Genomic DNA, 3,328 nt, shown 5'->3' on the forward strand with positions numbered 1-3,328 from the left:
CTTTCTCGTTGCATAATTCTTGTTCGAATAAAATGTGTCAAGTGATATTGACAAAATCATATCTTAGTTCAGATGAGTTTGAGGTTTCGGACTGATTATTCTTCATTATGATCGTCAGAGTGATAGTACTGACAATAAAAATTCTATGGTCAATCAGCTTGCTTCAAAAGCTTAAAAACTCTTAAAAATCTTTGCTTTGTGAGGCGTGACGGTAGAAATCAAAGACGAGTTTCAATGTCAAAATTTCAGAGTTACTGTCAACGAAAGGTGCTCTCGAAAGTACACAGCGTAACGGAGATATTTGTCCCTAACTCGCAGTAGAGTAAACATACCATCCTCTGAGGAAAAGGGCGACACACGCCGATTGTTGTGGTGTACGAGGGGATTACCCCGCTCCTGTTTTAAAGAAGCAAGCTGTGACAAATTATTTAGCCTAGTAAATCTTCACGGCAAGAGATATCATTTTTTGAACATAATAAAATCATTCTCTCGAACCACTGTCGGAAAACACGGCAGTGGTTTTTCTATGTCGGATCATAGATGTTTACCACCTTACTTTTTACGGTAGGTCGTGATTCACGTCCTACCGCATCGTGTTGTGATAATGCAAAAAACAAAAGTCATCACTGCTCTGTCTATTAGACAATCATACAAAATCTTAAAGAAACTCTGCCAAAAAGGTTGTTAAAACCTCAACTTCTAACCATATACAAGTGAGAGCAAACTCTACAAATAATCCGTTACGACTTTGTTCAACCCTACAAACTTTATGAATTCATTTAGATAAAGGGGTATCAAAACAGCGACTTCTACCCATATACAAGCGGAAGAGCAGTGGTAGTCAAAATAACCGAAATCATATGAGCTAACTTGTGCAAACCTATAAACTTTTTTCAGAAGTTGCCCAAACACTTTGTTTAGTCGGCTACAGTATGAGGAAAAGGAATCTTGACAATTGAATCCCACGAAGGAGAGATACCAAGCGGCGAAGTACAGCGAAGATCGTGCAGGAGGAGCAGAAGCGTACCAGGCTTGGAAATACGTCCTTAAGTCAAACAAGGCTTTCTGACAGGAACTGTACTGTTGTGGGAAAGAAGTAAAAAGAAAAAAAGAAGAGGAGGCTTGATAACTTGAAGAAATTCAACTCAAAGTCCTGCGAAGAAATCATGACAACTGTGTACAAGCCTATCGAGTTTGTTGTAGATGGCTTGCTTGCGCAAGGTCTGTACATCTTAGCAGGTGCACCAAAAGTGGGAAAGTCATGGCTGGCACTTGATATGTGCTTGTCGATAGCGAAAGGAGAAAAAGTTTTAGGTCAGGAAACGGCTCAAGGAACTGCCCTCTATCTGTGTTTGGAAGACAGCTATGCGAGGATACAAAACAGATTGTATGAGATAACAGATGAGCCAACAGAAAACTTGCACTTCACTGTTATGTCTGAGTCGATAGGCAGCGGACTTGAAGAACAGATTGAAAATTTTAAGAAAGAGCATAGCGATTTAAAAGTTGTGTTCATTGACACTCTGCAAATGATTCGTGAGTCAACCGATAACGGTTATGGCTCGGACTACAAAGAGTTATCTGTTCTAAAAAATCTTGCGGACAAGCTTGAAATTGCAATCGTAGTTGTTCATCACACAAGAAAGTGTTCGGACAGCGAACCGTTCAATATGATTTCGGGCTCGACAGGAATCAGCGGATGCGTTGACGAAAGCATGGTTATTGTAGAAACAAAGCGTGGCAGTCGAAATGCAAAGCTATACTGCGTAGGTCGTGATATTGAAAACGCAGAAATAAGCTTGCAGTTTGATAGCGATTTGAAAAAGTGGATAGTCACAGATGAGCCAACTGCTTCGAAAAGCAAAGACAATATTTTTCTCGCCGCATTGTATGTTTACATTCAGAAAAAGATTGATTTCACAGGAACGGCTTCAGAATTGGTAACCGCACTGAAAAGTATTTCAAATGAAATATTCTATCCGAACAGAGTTACAAGAGATTTGGTTCAGAACGGTTACACGCTCAGACAGTATGGAATTGATTTTCTGTACAAGCGGACACGAAACGGCAGACTGATTATTCTTCATTACGACCGTGAGCGTGACAGTAGTGACAGTAAAACCTCGGGCGAAGTTACTGTCAACAGTTTGGCTTTAAAAGTCTGAAAACCATTGAAAATCCTTGCTTTGCGAGGTGTGACGGTAGAAATCAAGTGGTAGTTTTACTGTCAACATTTCAGAGTTACTGTCAATGCAAAACTCTTCATAAACGAGCCAACTACCACCCTGATTCACTGGGAAAAGGTTTCTATAGGGATACCTAACCAATATGCAAACTCTCTAAATCGTCCGCCCCGAATTTGTATAATCATACAAACTTTTAAAGAATTGCTGTCAAAATGGTTGTAAAACCTCAACTTCTTACCCTATACAAGTGAGAGCAAACTCTACAAAAAATTTGTTACGACTTTGTTCAAGCCTACAAACTTTATGAATTAAGGGTTGTCAAAACGGCGACTCCTTTCCGTATACAAGTGAGAGGGAACTCTATAAATAATCCATTCAGATTTTGTGCAAGTCTACAAAATTTTTTCACACACGCATAAAAAGCATCTTTTCATCTGCTACAGTATGAAGGCAAAAGAATCTTGACAACAAAATCCCACGTAGGAGAGATACCAAGCGGCGAAGTACAGCGAAGATCGTTCAGGAGGAGCAGAAGCGTAACCAAGCTTGGAAATACGTCCTTAAGTCAGACAAGATTTTCTGACAGGAACTGTACTGTTGTGGGGCAAACAAAAATAATAATTGCGATACCCTCCGTGTCACAGCGCTATGCCTTTAAGGATTAATACTAACTAATATTATTAATAGCAGAAGAAAGAATAGCTATACTTGCTAAGAGGTGAGTAACAAAACAGAATTGGCAGATAGGTTCGCTGATTGACAGTCCGCCTTTTCTCTTCTGCGAATAAGAATGGAGATGTTCAATAATCAAAAAAAGTGTAATTAATTTTAACCGCAACACAACGGCGATATTTGCCCTCCCAACTCGCAGTAGGGTAAACATACCACCGTAGACGGTATCAGCCACACACGCCGATTGTAAGCGGTGTACGAAGGGATAAACGAGCAATTCTGAAATCAGTTAAAAAGCACATCGGGAACTTGATATGTTGGTTATGCACAAATTCCCGATTCGCCGCATGACGAAGAAAGTGAAATATTTCATTGCAGGTTAAAGTCATGGCGTCTGAAGCCGCCATGACGCTCACAGCGGACAGCAAAGCTGACCGCAAATGTGCCGTAAATACGCAGTCTTCACACAG

Annotated in this window: 1 protein-coding gene; it reads left to right on the forward strand. The window is 40.3% G+C overall.

Going from position 1 to position 3,328, the window contains the following annotated elements:
• Window positions 1-1,130 precede the first annotated feature (1,130 nt).
• Window positions 1,131-2,165, forward strand: coding sequence for an AAA family ATPase (locus DW938_RS14320; protein ID WP_118125580.1), 1,035 nt, complete (start codon window positions 1,131-1,133; stop codon window positions 2,163-2,165).
• Window positions 2,166-3,328: the final 1,163 nt, after the last annotated feature.

The sequence above is a fragment of the Ruminococcus sp. AM43-6 genome (assembly GCF_003461785.1).
GTDB lineage: Bacteria > Bacillota > Clostridia > Oscillospirales > Ruminococcaceae > Hominimerdicola > Hominimerdicola aceti.